Genomic DNA, 17,113 nt, shown 5'->3' on the forward strand with positions numbered 1-17,113 from the left:
CGGTCTGCTGTTCGTGTCCATGATGGGAGTCGTTCTGCGAGGAGAGCCATCTTCATGGCACGGGCGTGGCCGGTCGACGCGGCGATGAGGGCGGTGCCTTTGCCGTCCGGCATGAGGCCGACCTTATTGAACGCAAGAAGGAGTAGCTGGACTCCGTAGCGACGGTGAGGTCGCACGCGAGCGCCAGGGATACGCCGACACCCGCGGCGGTTACGAGGCCTGACGTGGAAGAATGCGTCGTCATCCCGCCGCAGCGTCGACGAAGATGTCGATCGTCAACGGGGCGGTTCCACCGTAGGGCGTGAAATCGGTGACACCGGCTTCGGTGAGTACTTCGACGTCGAGGACCGTGCGACCGTTGTCGGTGCCGGCGGGACGGCCGAGCAGTTCGATCGCGGCGTCGGCCATGATCTCGGGGGAGCGGGAGTGTTCCAGGCTGTCGTGGCCGCCGAGTAGGTTCCCGACCGCTGCCGTCGCGATCATCGTCTGCGGCCACAGGCAGTTGCTGGAGATGGGTTGATTCGCGTACTCGGCGGCGATGCCCAACGCGGCCAGCGTCATCCCGTATTTTGCCAGCATGTAGCCCGGATGGGTGCCCAGCCAATGCTGCGTCATGTTCAGTGGCGGTGAGAGCGTCAGTACGTGCGGGGCGGAGGATTTCTGCAGGTGCGGAAGGCACGCCCGGGTCAGCGCGAAAGTGCCGCGCACGTTGACCTGTTGCATCAGATCGAACCGCTTGAGCGGCAGGTCCTCGGTCTTCGAGATATCCAGCACGCTGGCGTTGTTGACCACGATGTCGATGCCGCCGAAGTTGTCGAGAGCGGCGTCGACGACCCGGGCGATATCGCCATCGCTTCGGACGTCGCCGACAACGGGTACGGCGTGTCCGCCCAGCTCGTTCAGTTCTGCGACGGCGGTGTGAATCGTCCCGGGCAGTCGAGGGTCGGGGGTATCGGTCTTGGCAAGCAGGACGACGTTCCCACCGCGGCTCGCGATCGCGCGGGCGATGGCAAGTCCGATGCCGCGACTGCCTCCGGACATGACGGCGGTTCTCCCGCGGAAGCTCGTGTTGTTCACTGTAATCCCTTCGTAGTTGACGCTGTGGGTGAGAAGCCGTTCCGCGCCTGTCGAACTTGGACGGTAACGCTCGAACCAATCCCGTACGACGGAGTCTCGGGGTGCCGTGCGTCGCTCACCGAGCAGTTCGCAGGCGTTGGCCGAGCGCTCTTCACGATAGGAGAGTCCTGTGATGGTGACCACGTCCGCGAAGCATCAAGAAACGTGGGCCGTTTGTCCTATGGGGACATGCTCATGTCGTGTCGGTGAGGAGGTGGACAGCCGGATGGGCGGAAGTGTGCAGGTAGAGACGCTGAGCATGACGTTCTGGATAAATCGTCATGCTGGGGTGTCGACTGCTCTATTGTCTTCGCATGGCTTCACACGACGAGCGCGCCGCGCTGTTGGTCGCACGGATCGCGGGCTCGCTCAACCAGCGGTTGGTGACGTTGACGGCCGATATCACGGATGTTCTGTACAGCGAGATTCCCGATCTGCGTGCCGATCGGCAGCTGTTCGACCTGCTCGGTGCGAGTGTCGAAGGAAACCTCGACACCATCTTCCACACGCTGCAGCACAACATCGCACCGGAAAATCTGGAAGCGCCGGCTGCCGCGATGGAATACGCGAGACGTCTTGCTCAGCAAGGGGTTCCCGTGAACGCGCTCGTGCGCGCCTACCGACTCGGACAGACCAATCTTCTCGAGCTGGTGTTCGACGAGCTGGGTGGGGAAGCGGTCGAGCCGGAGCTGGGTGTTCCGGTGCTCGAGCGCATCATCACGGTGATGTCGGTGTACATCGACAGGGTGTCGCAGCAGGTGGTCGAAGTCTACGAGCGTGAACGCGAACGGTGGCTGGCCCACCAGAGCAGCGTTCGTGCCGTCCGAGTCCAGGAAATCCTGGCGGGCAACGAACACCCGGACGCCGGGGCCAGCGCCGCCCTCAACTATGTGCTGCATCAGAATCACCTGGCGGCCATCATCTGGGTTCCCGATACCGGTTCGGGAGACATGCTGGCCAGAATCGAGTCGGCGGCACACGACTTCTCAGGGTTCATGGGCGCAGCGACCGATCCGTTGTTCGTTGCGGCCGACCGCGTCACCGGATGGGTATGGGTCCCACTCGGTACGCGCTCGGCTCCCCGGCGAAGTTACGGCGAACTGCGCGAGTTCCTCGAGGCCCGCCATCCGGGGCTGGTCATGGCGGTCGGCGGGGTCACCAACGGCCCGGAAGGATTTCGGCAGTCGCACACGCGTGCTCAACGCGCACGAGCGCTCGCTATCGCTGCAGGAAAGAATGCCCCCGTCGTGACCGCGTACGACGACCCAGGAGTGTCGACGGTCGCACTGCTGATAGAGGACCTTGCGGCCACCCGGACGTGGGTGCGCAGCGTCTTGCGCGGCCTGGCGGTGGACAATGAGAACGCGGCCCGCCTACGTGAGACCGTGCAGGTCTACCTCGCAAGCAACCTCAGTAACGTCGCTGCTTCGAAAAAGCTGGATCTGCACTACAATTCGGTCAAATATCGGGTGAAGCGGGCCGCGGAGGAACGAGGGGAAGACTTCACCGGGGATCGCCTGGCCGTCGAACTCGCCCTGCTCGTGTGCCAATGGCTGGGACCGGTGGTCCTGACACCGGATCGGGCAAAGGGTGAGCCGACGGTCAAAGGTGGGGGTGGGCGATGATGGCGGGGTCGGTGACGGTCCGCGGCAGTTCGTCTGGATCGCTCACCGCGTCCTCGAGGGCGATGTAGTCGCCGAATGACAGTCCGGCTGCGGCCAGTAGGGCTGCGTACACTCGTTCCAGCATGATTCCTCGGTTCGTCTTCGTCGTGGGGTGGGCGGCGGGCCCGGCACCACAGGATCGCTGCGGTGCCGGGAGGTGTTCCTGCCGGCGCGACGACGCATGACCGCTGCGCCGATCCCATCCAGGGGTGGAGGTGTCGTTGCGAGCGCACGCGCCAGCCGCATGGCCTCCGGCAGTACTTCATGTGGATGGACGACCCTGTCGATCATTCCGCATCGCAGTGCCGTCTCCGGCTCGAGCGGGTCGCGAGGGAACACCGCCCTGGCCCGGACTCGGCGGCCGAGTCCTACAGAGTCGGGATCCCCGTCCGCATATCGTCCCATTTCCCGGGACCCGAGAGAGGCGTGAGAACTGACGATGGCGGCGTCACACGCCAAGATGAGATCGAGTCCTCCACCCGAGGCCGAACCGTTCACGGCTGCAATGAGCGGTTTGCCCACGTCATGCCCGACGAAGCCGGCGAACCCCCACCCCGGGTGTCCGGGCGCGTCGATGCGGTGCCCGGCAGTCAATGCGGCCAGATCCGCACCAGCACAGAAGGTGTCTCCTGCTCCTGTGATGATGCCGACCCGAAGGTCGGGAGAGGCGGCCAACGTCTCCATCGCCGCGCCGACCGCGGCGGAGACGGCCGAGTCGACGACGTTGCGGACCTCGGGACGATTGAGAGTGATCACTGCGAGCGGACCGTGCCGCTCGAGAAAAGCCGCACCACGGCGATCCCTTTTCTCGGACTCTTCCACCGTCACAGCACATCACCACCGTGTCTGCGCAGGTAACGCAGTGCGGATTGGGCGGCATTGAATCCGCTCATCCCATGGGCGCCGGCGCCCGGCGGCGTGGAGGCCGAGCACAGATAGGTTCCCGGAACGCCGGTGCTGTACGGGTCGAGGGCGATGCGCGGCCGCAGCACCACCTGAGTCTCGGTGTTGGCGCCGCCGATGATGTCACCGCCGATGTAATTGGGATTCGACGCGGCCAGTCGCGCCGGTCCGCTGCTGACCGTGGCGACGATCCGATCCCGGAACCCGGGCGCGAATCGTTCGATCTGCGCGGTGATCGCCTCCGTCGCGTCTCCCGTGTAGCCGTGCGGGACATGGGCGTACGCGTACAGCGGATGCAGATCGCCGTTCGAACGACTGGGGTCGGCGACATACTGCTGGCCGACGAGGACGAACGGCCGCTGCGGCATCCGCCCGGATGCGACGTCGCGTTCGGCGGCCGCGATCTCGGCGAAAGTGCCACCCAGATGGACGGTCCCGGCGCGTCCGCATTCGGGATCGGTCCACGGTACCCCGCCCTCGATCGCGAAGTCGACCTTGAACGCGGCGGGCGCGTGCTTGAACCGCCGGTACGCGCGGGCCACCCGGTCGGGCAGGCGAGCGCCCAGGATGCCGAGCGCGGCGGACGGCGCGACGTCCAGCAGGACGACGTCGGCGGTCGGGAGTTCGTTCCACTCGCGGACGTGGACACCGGTCGTGATCTTGCCACCCCGGTCGGTGAGCATGGCCGCCAGTGCACCGGTGATCGACTGCGATCCGCCCTCGGCGACCGGCCACCCGTATCGGTGACCGGCGGCGATGATCATCATGCCGACCGCCGATGTCGTGGGCCGGTCCAAGCGGTAATAGGCGTGCGCGGCGGCACCGCCGAACAGTGCGCGGGCCTTGTCGGTGCGCCACCAGCGGGCCGTCACGGCGGCAGGCAGGAGGGCTCGGGGCCCGAAGCTCGCGAGCTTCAGCGGGTGCCGGGGCACGTTCGCGATCGGACGCATCAGGTCGGCGGCGAGGTCGTCGAAGCCGTCGGCGAGTCCGCCGAACATGCGCTGCCAGCGCCCGCCGTCCTCGCCGAGTCCGGCGGCGGTGGCCGCGACCGACCGGTGCAGCAACCCCGCCTCACCGGAGTCGAGGGGGTGCGCGCAGTCGATCTCCGGCCACTTCCACGTCAAGCCGTACCGGCCGAGGTCGAGGGTCTGCAGATACGGCGATCCGGCGCCCATCGGGTGGAACGCCGAGCACTCGTCGTGCAGCAGGCCGGGGACGGTGAGTTCGCCGGAGCGGGTGCCGCCGCCGATGGTGTCGGCGGCCTCGAGGACCTGGACGTCGACGCCGTGCCGGGCGAGGTGGACCGCGGCAGCGAGCCCGTTGGGCCCGCTGCCGACGACGACTGCCGTGGTCACCGCCGCACTCCGCTGCCCTCGTCACCATGGAGTGACGAATTGGTGGCGTGCTTGCTGCGCATCCTCGGTTCCGACAGTGAGCCGGGATCGGTGATCGCCCGATCGGCGTCGATGTCCAACGTCCACTGCACATCGAACGGAATGGGACCGTTCGGCAGCCACGGCTGCTCGGCGATGGCATCGGACACCTTGTACGTTCCCCGCTCGATGACACCGAGGGCCGCGTCGATCACCTTGTACTCCTGGATGCCCTTGTGGATGGGCTGCGATTCGATCCAGGCGACGACGAACTCGCCGGGCGCGAAGTTGCAGCGCCGCTGGAGTGCGGCGATTAGGAACTCGTTGTGCAGGTGGCCGTCACCGAAGTTGAAGGCCACCAGCGAGTTGCAGCTGAACTCCGCCTCACGCAGCGAGTAGGTGTCGATGTCGTCCCCGAGATGGCGGCTCATCAGCGACAACAGGGCGCGGCCCTGGCTGTGCATCGACCGCCAGCCGAGCAACTGGTGCATCACCACGTCGGCCACCGCGGGCGGGTAGGTCGCCAGCAACTGGGTGCGGGTGTTCTTGGTGGGACGGATGATGAACTCGTCGAGCTTGTCCTCCGCACCCGGGGCGAACGCCCAGGTTGCCGACGCCCAATTGCCTGCGTACTGACGCATCGAGGGCAGGAACGACACGAGATCGGGGCGCAGATTGCCGAGGATCGGGAAGAACACCAGCGCGGCGACGATCGCAGCGAGCAGGAGCGGTGAGGAAAAATCCCCCAGCCCGAAGCCGGCGGCGTTCGGGAACCCGAGGAACAGGAAGACTGCCGCGTACGCGAACAGCAGGTTCCATTCGAGGGGTACTGCGAGCGGGAAGGTGGACAGGATGAACAGGTGGAATGCCACCATCAACGCAACCGCGAGCAGGGTGGTGGTGCCATTCGTGGTGAACAGCAACACCAGTGGCGTGACCACCTCGACGACGGTGCCCAGAACGTGGGCGACGCCGCCGGCGACGATGGACGGCCGCAAGTCGTTCGGGAAGCTGCGGTAGTGGGCGCGCTTGATCGTCTTCGACGGCAACCAGGGGGTGTTGGACAGCATCGGCGGCACGACCATCGAGAAGTGGTGGCCGAGTTTCGAGATGCCGGCGCCGACCCACACCGACACGATGAGCAGCTTGAGCGCGACGATCATGTCCACGAACGGAAGGACACCGAAGAAGACGACGGCCGGGAAGTACTGCTCGCCTCGGGCAGCGATGAAGATGACCTTGTCGCGCAGGCCGATCACGACCAGCAGTGCGATCAGCGGCAACAGAAGGGTGGGGTTCACCAGGCCGTGGTTGCCGGGCAGTGCCGCGTCGACAGACGGTGTGTGCACGCCGGCGAATCCGAGCGCGAGGACGATGTCGACCAAGATTGCGGCGTAGACGAGAACATCGAAGATGGTGCGAGTGTCACCGGATGTCAGCGGCACCTTCCCCGGCCAGGGTGGCAGGCGGATGGTGCCGGGCCGGAGCCAGAACAGGGCGCCGCCCATCATCGGCTTGAAGTGGCCGGCGAGCGGACCCCACGAACCGCCCAGACCGACGGTCTCGACCAGCAGTGTCCACAGGATGAGCTTCTGGTACACGATCGGTGCCTTCCACCACGCGCCGACGTCGAGCACGTTGTATCCGGACGTGAACGTCGCAATCGACAGTCCGGCGGCGAGGTAGAGAACGAGCAGTTTCAGAATGTAGATGGTGTGCACCATCTTCGGGGTGCCGAAGCCGTAGTCGACCCAGTGGGTCGACATGGCTCGGATCCGGTCGAAGAAGGGGCGATCGAGGAATGTTGCGGGGTCTACTTCGGGAAAGTTCCCGGTTTTGAATCCCATCGGATGCTCCTGGATAGGGCGGGCGGAGGGTAGGGGTCATCGCCTCGGGGGCGTCCCGAGTTGCGATGTTCGTTGTGGTGGCGGCTAGAGCCGGTTGCTCATCCGCCTGTGGCGAGGGGTTGCTGTCGGTGACGGCTACGGAGCCCCGGCTTGTCGATCTTGCCGACGGGGTTGCGGGGCAAGGCGCCGACGACGTGGACGGCTGCGGGCAGTTTCACCTTCGTGAGCCGGCCGCGGAGGTGTTCGATGAGCTCGCCCTCGGTAACTGGGCTTTCGGGATAGGCGACGACATACGCGACGGGAACCTCGCCGTACACCTCGTGGGGCGCTCCGACCACGGCCGCCTCGAGGACTCCGTCGTGGGTGGCGAGTGCGTTTTCGATCTCCTTGGGGTAGATGTTCTCTCCGCCGCGGATGATCATGTCCTTGATGCGGTCGACGAGGGTGAGGTAGCCGTCCTCGTCGAGTCGGCCGACGTCGCCCGTGTGGAGCCAGCCGTCGACAATGGTCCGGTCGGTCTCCTCGGGACGCCCCAGATAGCCGTGCATCACGTTGGCGCCGCGGACGACGACCTCGCCGATCGCTCCCGGTGGGAGCAGGGCGCCGGAATCGTCCATGATCGCGAGAGTCTGTCCCGGCAGTGCGGGTCCCACGGAACCCGGTTTGCGGACGTCGGCAGGCGGATTGCACGCCGATGCGCAGGTGCCCTCGGTGAGCCCGTACCCTTCGACAATCACCAGGCCGAAGCGATGTTCGGCGCGGTCGAGCAGTTCCTTGGAGATCGGCGCGGCGCCGCATACGGCGAACCGCAACGAGGACGTGTCGGCGACAATCTCGTCGGGTTGCGAGGCGAGCAGCGCATAGATCGTCGGGACCGCGGAGAAGTAGGTCGGCCGCAACCGGGCGACATCGTCGAAGAATCGGGCCGGGGAGAACCGTCCGGTGACGCTCAGTTGCCCTCCCGCCAGCATCGGCGCGAGAAAGCTGACGCAGATCGCGTTGACGTGGAACAGCGGCAGGATGAGTAGGCAGTGGTCGTCGGTGGTCAGTGAAAGATGCTCGGCCAAAGAAGAACTCATGAAATGCAGGTTTTCGTGGGTGAGCATGACGCCCTTGGGTCGCCCCGTCGACCCCGACGTGTAGATCAGTAATGCGACGTCGCTCCCCGCCGGGCGAAAGCCCGGGGTCGGGCCCGAAGGCTGGGACCCGATCATCTCGTCGACCGCGATCGAGGGACGACCGGCGGTCGGGGCGTCCGATCCCTCGTTCACGACGAGGGCGGCGTCGGCGTCGGTGATCTGGTTCTCCGCTTCGACGGCGGTGAAGGAGGGGTTGACGGGTGTCGCGGCCGCACCGAGCCGCCAGGCCGCCATCAGGACGACGAGCAGTTCCACCCGGTTCGGCAGCATCACCGCGACGACGTCACCCTTGCCGACCCCGTGTTCGCTCAGTTGTGTCGCGAACGCATCCACACGATCGGCGAACTGCCGGTACGTGAGGTCGATGTGGTCGTCGCGCAGGCACGGTGCGTCACCGTGTGTCGTCGCGAGGTCCCAGGTGAAATAGCCGATGTCGGACACTGTTTCGATCCCCTTCACTTCGCCGTGTGATCCATGACACTAAGCGCGGGAGGTGTGGTCCGACATATTCCGCGGGGCTCGAGTTCGCCCCAGCGTTTGTCCGCGGCGGACAGTGAACCCTCCGGGATCGAAACAGACGAGAAATGACGGACCCCGATCCTCGAAGGTGACGGCAACGGCCGACGGCCGGCGGCGGCGGCTGGTGGCGATGTCGTCGATCCTCGACAATGGCTTTCACGCCGGAAGGCGCCTCGAACACCGCATTTGAGCTCGCACGACGACAGGGTTGCCGGTCGACGCGATGGTGCGTCTGAGACACTGGGTGCTGAGCGATAGCGAGCGCACTGGCCGCGGAGCGGCCCAGGCGCCACTGTCCTCACGACACGGGACGACGAGGGGGACCGCGAAAGTATGTCGGGGATCGACGGGCACTTGGACTCGAGGCAGCGCGCGGGCGCGAGGTACTCACGGCGTACACGATTTGTCGCCCTCGTTGGCGGCCTCACCGCCACAGTCGCCGTGGGGGCGGTACCGCTCGCCACCGCGCAACCGGCACCGAGTGCCGGCCTTCGCTGGGAGTCCTGCCCGGCCGAATACGAGCTTGATCCGGCATCCGATCAGTGCGCCTCGGTCACCGTTCCCCGTAACTACGCGGACCCCGCCGCCGGCACGATCGACGTACTCGTCACCCGCCATCGCGCCGAGGATCCCGGCTCGCGCCGTGGCGTGCTGTTCACCAATCCCGGTGGGCCCGGCGGCGACGCGATCGGCTCGAACAGCATGTTCGTCGAGATCCTGCCCGACGCGGTCCGCGCACAGTGGGATGTGATCGGTGTCCAACCGCGCGGGCTTCCCTATGCCGGCGCCGTCGAGTGTGTGCTGGCCCCCGAACACACGACGGCGATGAGCCTCGGGTTCGGTGGTGCCGCGATCCGTACCGCCTGCGAGTCTGCTGCACCGGGCAGCACGGCGCACCTGACGACCGAGAACACCGCGAAGGACTGGGAGCAGGTCAGGCTCGCACTCGGCGAGGAGGTCATCGACATCTACGGCCTCTCTTACGGCACGATCCTCGGATCCACCTACGCGACGGTCTTCCCACAGCACACCGGTCGCATGGTCCTCGATTCCGCGGTCGACCAGAACTGGCTGTGGAACGACGTGCTGTGGCAGCAGAACGACGGCTACAAGGATCGCTTCTACGACCTCATGAACTGGGTCTCCGCCCACGACGACACCTACGGGCTCGGTGACACGCCACTGAAGGTGTATCAGCGGTGGTCGGACCGGATCGTCGAGGAGGCCGGCGGGAACCCGACGCTCGCGCCGCCACCCGCCCAGGTCGGTGACGTACCGCCCGGCCTGGAAGCCCTTGCGGATGCCTACCGCGGCGGGGTCGATCTCACCGGACCGGCACGCGTTCAGTTCGAGGCCTTCGTTCGTAGCCTCGCCGACCCGTCGCGCACCCAGATGTCGTCCGGCATCTACGTGATGACGCGCCAGGTGCTTCCCGCCCGGAACAGTTGGCCGCTCATGGCCCGGGTGATCCGCGACGGCCCGGACGCGATTCCCGACGGTACCGCGATGGACGACCTGACGGAGCAGGAGTACGAGCGGATCGCCCAGTCCCAGATGATGCAGACACTCGTCCTGTGCAACGAGAACAGTGTGGCGGCCCGGCCGGACCGCATCCCGGGATGGCTCTTCTCCACATTCGTCACCGGAGATCTCTTCGACCTCATCGGGTACAGCTACAGCGCCGGACCCGCGTGTGCCGGTGCGCCGCCCGTCGCCGCGCTGCCCGCATTGAGCAATCGGGGACTGGCGACGGCGCCGCTCGTCCTGCAGGGGATGCGCGACCCCCAGACCCCCTATCAGGGCGGAGTCCAACTGGCCCGCGACATGGGGGCGCACCTCGTCACCGTCGACGGAGGCGATCACGGTGCGGGGATCCAGGGTGGAAACACCGTCATCGACCAGGCCGTCACCGAGTACCTCGAGGATGGACACACCACCGTCACGCACGCCCCCGAAGCACCGATCACCGCACCGTTGTGACACCCGTCTGGTTCCCCGCCGCGACCGGCGACAAGCGCACCGCCGGCCAGGTGGCGGCGGCCATGCCGGGCTACGAGACCGGCATTCCGGGTTCCGATAGGTGCACACCCGAATAGACTTGCCCAGGTGACCCGCGAGGATCCTGATCGGCTCTCCGCCGACGATGCGACCATCCTGGGGCTCGAATCGGCGGTGATAACCGGCCACACGCTCAAGCTCGTCGTTCTCGAGCCGGGCTCGGGTCCGCTCGACCTCGAGACCCTGCGAACCGCGGTGGCGGAGCGGCTTTCGAGCCAGCCGCGGGCGATGCAGCGGATCGACACCTCGGGACCGGAGCCGCGCTGGGTCGAGGCGACCGCGTTCGAGATCAGCGACCACGTCCGGCGCCGGGAAGGGCCCGGGTGCGCCTCGCGCGGCGATCTGTGGCAGGTCGTCAGCAAGCTGATGTCCGAGCACCTCGATCACGAGCGTCCACTGTGGACGTTCGATCTGATCGGCCCACTCGGCGACGGGCGCGAAGCGATCGCGGCCCGGATCCATCACGCGATGGCCGACGGGATCAGCGCGGTTCGCTTCCTGGACGACGTGCTCTGGGATCCACACCTCGAGCCGCCCCCGCGAGGAAAGCGACCCGGCCTTCGCGCCGCTTCGCCGCAGCATTCGCGGGTCGACGAGGCACTGCGGATGCCCGCGGCTGTGCATCGTGAGCTCGGCCATCGCGGCTCACGCTCGCCCTTCGACCGCCCGATCAGTGCCGCCCGCGAGCTTGCCTTCACCGTCGCCCCGCTCCCGGAGCTGAAGGCAATCGGCGCCTCGCGTCCCACCCGCGCAACTGTCAACGACGTGCTCCTCGCGATCGTCGCCGGCGGCCTGCGCAGCTGGCTCGGCGCCGGCGAGGCGGCGCTCCCGCATCTTCGAGCTCAAGTTCCGGTCAGCCTTCACCACCGGGATGAGGGAGCGGGTGAGCTCGGAAACCGTGATTCCTTCATGAACGTCGATCTCCCTCTGGGCGAGGCGGATCCGCTCACCCGACTCGACCGGATCAACGCCGAGACCAGCAAGCGCAAACTGCTCGACGATGCCGGAGAGCTCTTCGACCTTTTCCATGCACTCGGCCGCGTGAAGCGCGTCGAGGAAGCCGCACAGCGACTCGCCGGCAGCGCGCGCGAGTTCAGCCTGTCGATCTCGAACGTCCCCGGTCCGCGCGTGCCGGTCAGCGTTTCCGGACGCCGGGTCGAGCGACTCTTCTCCTCGTCGGAACCCGCCGCTCACCACGCACTGCGGATCTCGGCGATCTCCTGCGCCGGGATCGTCGGTATCGGGCTCTGCACCGACCCCGAGGCGCTGCCCGACGTTGCCCGGCTGGCGGAGGCGATGGAAGATTCATACGCCGAATTGCGAGACGCCTCCGGATGCAGGTAGGTGATCAGGTGCGCCGGACGGGCATGATCGATCGCACCCGCGCGTCACGCAGGTACAGCCCGCCCCACACGAAGATGCCGACGTAGATCGGGAACAGGGTGGTGCTGATGATCGGCTGCTCGGTGAGCATGTTGGTGGCGACCGCTCCACCGAGGTATCCGGTCAGCAGTACGGCACCGAGGATCGACGTAGCGGGCACGAGGTAGAGAATCAGGCACACCAACAGAACCACCCCGATGACACGGTTGAGATTCTCGGCAAAACCCAGATCGGCCATCGCCTCGCGCACCATTTGGGTGTTCGCGATGTGGATGAGCGAGTCGAACAGGAGGAACAGCACCACGAGAACGCTGACGACAAGTCCGGCGACTCGGGTCTTCTTCGTGGTTCCGTCCGTCGGCGCCGGTGTCGCGTTGGAGGCTCCCGTGGAGGGTGGTGTCGATGTCATGAGACTTTCTCCTTGCTGTTCATGAAGCTGTACACCGCTGGCCTGTGGCACCTGCCCGTCGGCGCACGGCGGACACGGTGGCCGCTCCCGCACGCTTCGTGTCGACTCATACCTGTACAGACCAGAGGCGGCGGGAAAACTCACCGCGGCGGAGCATGACGTACGTGAAGTCTCGGAAGCCGATGAGCGCGACCGCGCTGACGATGCCGTCTCTGCAGTCCGGAAAGTGGCTGTAGAGCACGGGTGGGCTGTATTCGATCTCGTTGGCGAGACGACGAGTCGTGACGGCGGCCCGACCGTCGTTTTCGGCGATGTCGCGGGCGCAATCGACGATCGTCTTCGCCTTCGCGGCCCGCGACCAACTCTACCGGCCGTGATCCCGCTGGGCGAGACGTGGATCGTGCTGTCGAACGGTGGCGACCGGAAGGCGGCGTTCGCGATCTACGGGGCTACGGCACCAGCACTGATCGTAGCCGTTGTCCTGCTGTCCGTCTGACCGAAACGACATGACGAGAATGCGGATGACCGACAACTCCACCGAATGGGGTGTATCCGTCCGCACCGAGCAGGATGGCCGGACCACTTCGTCGATGCGCCGCAGTGGTGGCGGGAACGCAACGGCGCCCACTCACCTATCGAGCCCACAATTGGTCCATGATTTGCGCGACGTGCTGGGCGCTCATCGGGATCGCGTCGAGATTGTCCGCGCCGGGTCGCAATCCCGCGATCATCACTGCCATGATCCGACGCCAACCTGTGTCGGTAACCCCGCGTGTTGTCGCGATGACGCCGCGTACGGACCAGAAGATGAGATCCAGGTCGGCGTCGGTGGCATCCTCGCGGATGCGGCCGTGCTGCTTGGCTCGCGCCAAGAGCTCGAACAGGATCCGTCGATACTCGTCCCTCAGGATCGTGGTCTCGTCGTCGCTCCACATGCGAGACAAACACCCGCGGTTCGAGGCCAGGAGTGTCCCGCTGCCGTAGAGCATCTGCTCCAGGCCCGCACCATCCGGCGCGGAAAGCGCCTCATTGGCCAGGGCGACGAACTCTTCGAGCACCTGTCGAACGAGCTCACTGATCAGCGCATCCTTGGTGGGGAACCTCCGGTAGAGGGTGCCGATGCCGACGCCGGCGACCCGTGCGATCTCGTCGACACCCACATCCAGGCCACGCGCACTGAACACGGTCGCTGCCGCGTCGAGTAACCGCTGCCGATTCTCCGCGGCGTCGCGACGCAGTGCCTTGCCGTCTGCCTGACTGCTCACGTTGGACCTCACTCGGATTCGTCGCCTACCAGCGTGCCTCCCGCGACCATCGCGAGCTCCGGGTGTCGCAACTCGGTCGACTCTTCGAGTTGCGTGATCTTGTCCCGCTTCATTGCCGGGATGAACAGAGCAGCAACGGCGCCGAGGCCGACTGCCACACCCAGCATGATGAATCCGTTCGTGTAACCGGATTCCTGCGGGACCCCCGAGGAGGACGCCCCGGCGGTGACGATGCTGGCCATGAAGGCAGCGCCCAGCGAGCCGCCGATTGTGCGGATGTTGGCGTTCATGCCGCTCGCGACACCGGTCTGTTCCGGTGGCACCGCTGCGACGACAACGTTCGACATCGCCGAGAAGGCCAGGCCGAAACCGATCCCGACCAATGACATGGCGACGTAGATGTCTATTTCGGTCTCATGCAGAAGCGCCACCGCGAAGTAGCCGATCGCACTGACGATCGACCCTGCGATCAACAGGTTTTTCGAACCCAATCGAGCCGCCAGGCGGCCGGAGGCGAGCCCGAGCAGGAACATTCCCACGCTCACGGGCAGCAGCATCAGGCCCGACTCGGTGACCGAAGCACCGAAGCCGTATCCGGCCGACACCGGTGTCTGCAGAAACTGCGGTAGGAAGCCGAATGCGGCGTACATTCCGACCCCCATCAGCAGAGCCAACAGGTTGGCGGCCCAGACACTGCGGATTCGCATCATCTTCATGTCGATCAGTGGGTTGGCGGATCGCGATTCTGCGGCCACCCAGGTGACCACGATGACCGCGGCAGCCACCAGTAGCCCAATGACGATCGGAGAATCCCAACCCCATGCGGGCGCCCTGCTCACGCCGAGCAACAACGTGACGAGCCATCCGGACAGCAGCAGGGCGGTGAGCCAGTTGATCCTCCCGGCGGTGCGAACGCGAGACTCGGGGACCAGAATCTGCGCGGCCAGCCCGGCCAGGACGACCATGATCAGCGGAATCCAAAAGAGCCAGTGGTAACTCAGCACGGTCACGATAGGACCAGCAAGGACGATGCCGAGACCAGCGCCGACAGCGGTGAGAGCGGCGATGATGCCGACTGCTCCCACCACCTTCTCCTCGGGGAACTCGTCGCGGATGATGCCGAACGCCAAGGGCAGCACACCGCCACCGATTCCCTGGATCACCCGGGCGGCGATCATCACCGACAGCGACGTCGCGAGGGCTGCGAGCAGAGACCCGACCGCCAGCGCGACGAGTGCAACCACGAACAGGCGCTTCTTGCCGTGCATGTCACCGAGGCGTCCCACGACCGGGGTGAAGATCGACGCCGACAGCAGGTAGGCAGTCAACACCCACGTGACATCGGCTTGTGTCGTGCCCAGCTCCGACTCGAGGGTGGGCAGCACCGGCATCACCAGTGACTGCAGAAGCGCAAAGGCGCCTACACCCAGAGTGAGAACGGCAAACGTCAGCTGATAGTGCGTCCGCAGCGAAGCGGGTCTCATAAATACTCCCAACAAAGCGGAGCGATCACTCCGCATGCCAGGAATCTATCATTCGAAGCGGAGGCTTGCCTGTATCGAGTGGGTCATGGCCGTCCGGGGTGGGCGGTGTCTGATCATGTGCAGGAAACGTCACCCGACGGGGCCGTCGGACGTGGTCGGCTCGGAACCAGCGGCTCTCACAACACTGTTGCATTGCGCACTGTAACGAAGAGCGTGAAAACGTCGAGGTGGATGCCGTCGGGGGCGGATACAACAGGATTATGAGATGTGGTTCGCTGACTCGACGGCTTGCGCTGCAACGCATTTGCGAAAGTCATCGAACCCCGCCGTGGAGTTGTTCATCCATCTTCCTGATCGTGCGAACATCGACCTCGTGAACATTCTGCTTGTCTCAGGGAGCACCAGAGCGACCTCGACCAATGCTGCCGCTCTCGCGTCAATCGCCGAATCGGCTCCGCCGACGGCGACAACGACCATCTACCGCGGATTGTCGACACTTCCTGCGTTCAACCCCGACGACGACCACGATCCGCTTCCCGACGAAGTGTTCGCCCTGAGGCAGCTCATACGGGATGCCGGCATCGTGCTGTTCTGTACACCCGAGTACGCAGGCACACTGCCGGGCAGCTTCAAGAACCTGTTGGACTGGACAGTCGGTGGAACCGAGATGACCGACAAACCGGTGGCGTGGATCAACGTCGCCGCGCCGGGGCGCGGCCACGGTGCGGTGAGCACCCTGGAAACCGTATTGGGTTACGTCGGAGCGCGACTGCTCCGGTCGGCATGCATCGCCGTACCGGTCGGACGGGACGCGGTAGACGGGAAGGGCGAGATCCGGAACGAACACGTCGCGCAGTCGTTGGCACAGATCTGGAGTCAGGTGGGATGACACATTCCTCAGCTCATCTTTCACGTCGAGCTCTGCGCTTGCGCTCGCCGATATCCGGGCAGGGCCAGCAAGGCGTCGACGGTCGCCTGGCATTCCGGGACGGCGCGTTCGGCCACTGATGCGCTGTGCCGGCGAGGATCCGGCCGAACGACGGACTGCCTTCCGCCCCGGTCAGGCGGAATTCGGCGACCCAGCGTTGGTCCTGTGCGTTTCGCGGCCGTCGCCGTGTCCAAGTATGTCGATCGAGACGACGTGGAAACCGTCAGTGAGCACCGAGGAACGGGCTCGGGCCACGTGTGCCGGGTGTCCTTTCAGATCCTCGGCGCCATCGCCGAGTTCGAGCAGCGGCCGCGTTCGGGGTCGATACCCGCTATGTGGCGGCGGGAACCCATTGTGGGTCGCGTCCGGTGAGGCCGAGCAGTTGTTCGAGCAGTGGCGCGGAGTCTGGAACGGTCACCGGCGGCCCGAACAGTCCAGGTGTGCCGTGGGGGTTCTGGTCGGCCGAGGACTTCGCGAACCCGTATGCGGCGCCGAGTAGTTCCGGTGTGCAGTGGAAGTTCTGGCCGGTGGCGACGGCGAGGTCCCAGCCGTGCACGACGATCTCGTCCACCGCGACCGCGCCTGCGATGTCCGCCGGTAGGTCGAGTCCACCCGCCTGGGTCATCCCGTGCCATGCCGTCTCCTCACGCCAGGCTCCGGCGAGAGCGGTGAGTCGCTGCGGGAGCCGGGTGCGCCAGTCGGTGCCGAGGCGAGCGACGTCGGCGGAGGGCGGCTGGCTGCCCCCGGCCGGCGGGGTCTTCGTCGCAGCGGCGGTGAACGCGAGTGACAGCCCGTCGATGTGGTCGAGGAGATCACCGACGGTGAGCTCCGGGCACGGTGTCGGTGCGGTGAGTTGCTCGTCGCGCACGGACTCGACGAGAGCGGCCATCACGTCGGTGGCGGGTTGGAGATCGAACATCTTCAGCACTCCTCGCGTCGGTCAGGCAGATCGGTGGAGATCCCACGTTACGACGGGCTGCAGTGATCGAGGTCGGAATCTGGGTCATCGGCGTGGGGGTCGACCT

15 protein-coding genes and 2 pseudogenes are annotated in these 17,113 nt (G+C 66.0%); 5 read left to right on the plus strand and 12 right to left on the minus strand.

Annotated elements, in window-relative coordinates:
• Nucleotides 1-20: 20 nt before the first annotated feature.
• A pseudogene (locus WKC72_RS21500) lies at nt 21-208 on the minus strand (enoyl-CoA hydratase-related protein); the annotation flags it as partial.
• A 32-nt stretch (nt 209-240) separates the two neighbouring features.
• Nucleotides 241-1,041 carry an SDR family oxidoreductase gene (locus WKC72_RS21505; protein ID WP_370179041.1) on the minus strand — a complete coding sequence of 267 codons (801 nt, stop codon included), beginning with the start codon at nt 1,039-1,041 and terminating at the stop codon, nt 241-243.
• A gap of 389 nt (nt 1,042-1,430) precedes the next feature.
• Here WKC72_RS21505 and WKC72_RS21510 point away from each other — a divergent pair, with 389 nt between their 5' ends.
• Nucleotides 1,431-2,741, plus strand: coding sequence for a PucR family transcriptional regulator (locus WKC72_RS21510; RefSeq protein ID WP_370179044.1), 1,311 nt, complete (start codon nt 1,431-1,433; stop codon nt 2,739-2,741).
• Here the strand turns inward: WKC72_RS21510 and WKC72_RS21515 are convergent.
• The 5 genes and pseudogenes from WKC72_RS21515 to WKC72_RS21535 all read right to left on the minus strand — a co-directional run bounded on the left by WKC72_RS21515 (nt 2,719) and on the right by WKC72_RS21535 (nt 8,483).
• Nucleotides 2,719-2,865 (minus strand): hypothetical protein, encoded by a 147-nt coding sequence (locus WKC72_RS21515; protein WP_235214780.1) that lies wholly within the window; start codon nt 2,863-2,865, stop codon nt 2,719-2,721. The two genes, WKC72_RS21510 and WKC72_RS21515, sit on opposite strands and share 23 nt — an antisense overlap.
• A gap of 185 nt (nt 2,866-3,050) precedes the next feature.
• Nucleotides 3,051-3,608: pseudogene (locus WKC72_RS21520) on the minus strand (enoyl-CoA hydratase-related protein); the annotation flags it as partial.
• On the minus strand, nt 3,605-5,038 hold the full coding sequence (locus WKC72_RS21525) for a phytoene desaturase family protein (protein ID WP_370179047.1): 1,434 nt from the start codon (nt 5,036-5,038) through the stop codon (nt 3,605-3,607). The pseudogene WKC72_RS21520 and the gene WKC72_RS21525, both read right to left, overlap by 4 nt.
• A complete protein-coding gene (locus WKC72_RS21530; RefSeq protein WP_128638455.1) occupies nt 5,035-6,903 on the minus strand; it encodes a DUF3556 domain-containing protein in 1,869 nt (622 codons plus the stop codon). The genes WKC72_RS21525 and WKC72_RS21530 overlap by 4 nt, the downstream gene beginning before the upstream one ends.
• A gap of 98 nt (nt 6,904-7,001) precedes the next feature.
• Entirely contained in the window at nt 7,002-8,483 is a 1,482-nt protein-coding gene (locus WKC72_RS21535; RefSeq protein WP_370184441.1) for a class I adenylate-forming enzyme family protein, read from the minus strand.
• 411 nt (nt 8,484-8,894) lie between these two features.
• Between WKC72_RS21535 and WKC72_RS21540 the strand changes: the two genes are divergently transcribed.
• A complete protein-coding gene (locus WKC72_RS21540; RefSeq protein ID WP_370179051.1) occupies nt 8,895-10,541 on the plus strand; it encodes an alpha/beta fold hydrolase in 1,647 nt (548 codons plus the stop codon).
• Between the two features lie 126 nt (nt 10,542-10,667).
• Nucleotides 10,668-11,963, plus strand: coding sequence for a wax ester/triacylglycerol synthase domain-containing protein (locus WKC72_RS21545; protein WP_268790458.1), 1,296 nt, complete (start codon nt 10,668-10,670; stop codon nt 11,961-11,963).
• A 4-nt stretch (nt 11,964-11,967) separates the two neighbouring features.
• Here the strand turns inward: WKC72_RS21545 and WKC72_RS21550 are convergent, their stop codons facing one another.
• Together WKC72_RS21550 and WKC72_RS21555 are read right to left on the minus strand one after the other, a co-directional pair.
• Nucleotides 11,968-12,411, minus strand: coding sequence for a DoxX family protein (locus tag WKC72_RS21550; RefSeq protein ID WP_037239065.1), 444 nt, complete (start codon nt 12,409-12,411; stop codon nt 11,968-11,970).
• Between the two features lie 106 nt (nt 12,412-12,517).
• Complete coding sequence (locus WKC72_RS21555) at nt 12,518-12,745, minus strand: hypothetical protein (RefSeq protein WP_370184444.1); 228 nt, start codon at nt 12,743-12,745, stop codon at nt 12,518-12,520.
• Between the two features lie 39 nt (nt 12,746-12,784).
• Here WKC72_RS21555 and WKC72_RS21560 point away from each other — a divergent pair, with 39 nt between their 5' ends.
• Entirely contained in the window at nt 12,785-12,907 is a 123-nt protein-coding gene (locus WKC72_RS21560) for a hypothetical protein (RefSeq protein WP_370179055.1), read from the plus strand.
• A 136-nt stretch (nt 12,908-13,043) separates the two neighbouring features.
• Here WKC72_RS21560 and WKC72_RS21565 read toward each other — a convergent pair whose 3' ends face one another.
• The gene (locus WKC72_RS21565) at nt 13,044-13,676 is read right to left on the minus strand and encodes a TetR/AcrR family transcriptional regulator (protein ID WP_370179058.1); all 633 of its coding nucleotides are present in this window, start codon (nt 13,674-13,676) and stop codon (nt 13,044-13,046) included.
• Nucleotides 13,677-13,684: 8 nt separating this feature from the next.
• Nucleotides 13,685-15,160: an MFS transporter gene (locus WKC72_RS21570; protein WP_128638460.1), complete on the minus strand. Its 1,476-nt coding sequence runs from the start codon at nt 15,158-15,160 to the stop codon at nt 13,685-13,687.
• A gap of 373 nt (nt 15,161-15,533) precedes the next feature.
• On the opposite strand from WKC72_RS21570, the gene WKC72_RS21575 reads away from it, so the two are divergent.
• A complete protein-coding gene (locus tag WKC72_RS21575) occupies nt 15,534-16,049 on the plus strand; it encodes an NADPH-dependent FMN reductase (RefSeq protein WP_218027693.1) in 516 nt (171 codons plus the stop codon).
• A gap of 370 nt (nt 16,050-16,419) precedes the next feature.
• Here the strand turns inward: WKC72_RS21575 and WKC72_RS21580 are convergent, their stop codons facing one another.
• Nucleotides 16,420-17,007 (minus strand): TIGR03086 family metal-binding protein, encoded by a 588-nt coding sequence (locus WKC72_RS21580; protein ID WP_037239144.1) that lies wholly within the window; start codon nt 17,005-17,007, stop codon nt 16,420-16,422.
• Between the last annotated feature and the right edge of the window lie 106 nt (nt 17,008-17,113).

Origin of the sequence: Rhodococcus wratislaviensis, assembly GCF_041228765.1 — a bacterium.
Taxonomy (GTDB): domain Bacteria; phylum Actinomycetota; class Actinomycetes; order Mycobacteriales; family Mycobacteriaceae; genus Rhodococcus_F; species Rhodococcus_F wratislaviensis.

Excerpts from the sequence above, each read along its gene's own strand:
- WKC72_RS21570 (WP_128638460.1), bottom strand. The coding sequence starts at position 15,160 with ATGAGACCCGCTTCGCTGCGGACGCACTATCAGCTGACGTTTGCCGTT.
- WKC72_RS21550 (WP_037239065.1), bottom strand. The coding sequence starts at position 12,411 with ATGACATCGACACCACCCTCCACGGGAGCCTCCAACGCGACACCGGCG.
- WKC72_RS21580 (WP_037239144.1), bottom strand. The coding sequence starts at position 17,007 with ATGTTCGATCTCCAACCCGCCACCGACGTGATGGCCGCTCTCGTCGAG.
- WKC72_RS21510 (WP_370179044.1), top strand. The coding sequence starts at position 1,431 with ATGGCTTCACACGACGAGCGCGCCGCGCTGTTGGTCGCACGGATCGCG.
- WKC72_RS21505 (WP_370179041.1), bottom strand. The coding sequence starts at position 1,041 with ATGTCCGGAGGCAGTCGCGGCATCGGACTTGCCATCGCCCGCGCGATC.
- WKC72_RS21540 (WP_370179051.1), top strand. The coding sequence starts at position 8,895 with ATGTCGGGGATCGACGGGCACTTGGACTCGAGGCAGCGCGCGGGCGCG.
- WKC72_RS21515 (WP_235214780.1), bottom strand. The coding sequence starts at position 2,865 with ATGCTGGAACGAGTGTACGCAGCCCTACTGGCCGCAGCCGGACTGTCA.
- WKC72_RS21530 (WP_128638455.1), bottom strand. The coding sequence starts at position 6,903 with ATGGGATTCAAAACCGGGAACTTTCCCGAAGTAGACCCCGCAACATTC.